Annotated in this window: 1 other annotated feature (running past both ends of the window). The window is 56.4% G+C overall.

What is annotated here, in order from left to right:
• Nucleotides 1-1,504, top strand: a sequence feature (most likely nonfunctional fraction of RNA operon) (it extends past both window edges: 1,683 nt to the left, 1,267 nt to the right).

The following is a 1,504-nucleotide window of genomic DNA, read 5'->3' as shown; positions in this document are numbered from 1 at the left end:
GGTACCCGAGTAGCAGCGGGCCCGTGAAATCTGCTGTGAATCTGCCGGGACCACCCGGTAAGCCTGAATACTCCCTGGTGACCGATAGCGGACTAGTACCGTGAGGGAAAGGTGAAAAGTACCCCGGGAGGGGAGTGAAATAGTACCTGAAACCGTGCGCTTACAATCCGTCAGGGCCTGCGCCTAGCTTTGCTAGGGTGGGTGATGGCGTGCCTTTTGAAGAATGAGCCTGCGAGTTAGTGGCATGTGGCGAGGTTAACCCGTGTGGGGTAGCCGTAGCGAAAGCGAGTCCGAATAGGGCGTTGTGAGTCGCGTGTTCTAGACCCGAAGCGGAGTGATCTACCCATGGCCAGGGTGAAGCGACGGTAAGACGTCGTGGAGGCCCGAACCCACTTAGGTTGAAAACTGAGGGGATGAGCTGTGGGTAGGGGTGAAAGGCCAATCAAACTCCGTGATAGCTGGTTCTCCCCGAAATGCATTTAGGTGCAGCGTCACGTGTTTCACGCCGGAGGTAGAGCTACTGGATGGTCTAGGGGGCCTACAAGCTTACCGAAATCAGCCAAACTCCGAATGCCGGTGTGTGAGAGCGTGGCAGTGAGACTGCGGGGGATAAGCTTCGTAGTCGAGAGGGAAACAGCCCAGATCGCCGGCTAAGGCCCCTAAGCGTGTACTAAGTGGAAAAGGATGTGGAGTCGCGAAGACAACCAGGAGGTTGGCTTAGAAGCAGCCATCCTTGAAAGAGTGCGTAATAGCTCACTGGTCAAGTGATTCTGCGCCGACAATGTAGCGGGGCTCAAGTACACCGCCGAAGCCGCGGCATTCACATATGACATTCACTTCCTCCTGTGGGGGGTTGTGCAGTGGTGTGGATGGGTAGGGGAGCGTCCTGCAGCCATGGAAGCAGCAGCGTGAGCTAGTTGTGGAGGCTGTGGGAGTGAGAATGCAGGCATGAGTAGCGAAAGACGAGTGAGAAACTCGTCCGCCGAATGACCAAGGGTTCCTGGGCCAGGTTAATCCGCCCAGGGTGAGTCGGGACCTAAGGCGAGGCCGACAGGCGTAGTCGATGGACAACGGGTTGATATTCCCGTACCCGTGTATCCGCGCCCAATGGCGAATCATCTGTGCTAACCATCCAAATGTGGAGGGATCTCCTTCGGGAGACCTGAAGCGGCTGCATGGGATCCTGGGTGTAGTAGTCAAGCGATGGGGTGACGCAGGAAGGTAGCTGGGCCAGTCAGTGGTTGTACTGGTGTAAGCCTGTAGGGCGTTGTGTAGGCAAATCCGCACAGCATTGAGCCTGAGAGGTGATGCGTAGCCGATTGAGGTGAATTCAGTGATCCTATGCTGCCGAGAAAAGCCTCTAGTGAGTTGGTACACGGCCCGTACCCCAAACCGACACAGGTGGTCAGGTAGAGAATACTGAGGCGATCGAGAGAACTGTGGTTAAGGAACTCGGCAAAATGCCCCCGTAACTTCGGGAGAAGGGGGACCCGATCTGGTGATG

The sequence above is a fragment of the Nocardia sp. NPDC050630 genome, from assembly GCF_044457245.1.
In the GTDB taxonomy this organism is placed as follows: Bacteria; Actinomycetota; Actinomycetes; order Mycobacteriales; family Mycobacteriaceae; genus Nocardia.
Note: the sequence above shows the minus strand (reverse complement) of the source record. Positions and strands in the feature narration are given on the sequence as shown.